At 61.0% G+C, this 251-nt stretch carries 1 protein-coding gene; it reads left to right on the top strand.

Annotated features, from left to right (window positions below):
- The coding region (locus U5775_RS39310; protein WP_322063484.1) for a transposase at nucleotides 1-251 on the top strand (251 nt) is incomplete at both ends.

Genomic DNA, 251 nt, shown 5'->3' with positions numbered 1-251 from the left:
CAAGCAACGTCGTACGTTTTCCCCTGAGTTCAAGCGCAGTGCTGCGTCTCTGGTCCTCGACCAGCGCTATAGCCACGTCGATGCCAGCCGGTCGGTCGGCGTCGCAGAGTCGGTTCTGCGTCGCTGGGTTCAACAACTGCACCAGGAACGCCACGGCATCACGCCTCAGAGTCCTGCAATGACGCCAGAGCAGCAGCGCATCCAGGAGCTGGAAGCGAGGGTTGAACGCCTCGAGAGGGAGAAGACCATTT

Origin of the sequence: Paraburkholderia sp. J63 (genome assembly GCF_905220245.1) — a bacterium.
Classification (GTDB): domain Bacteria; phylum Pseudomonadota; class Gammaproteobacteria; order Burkholderiales; family Burkholderiaceae; genus Paraburkholderia.
The sequence above is the reverse complement of the archived record's forward strand: the minus strand, read 5'-3'. Positions and strand labels throughout refer to the sequence as shown.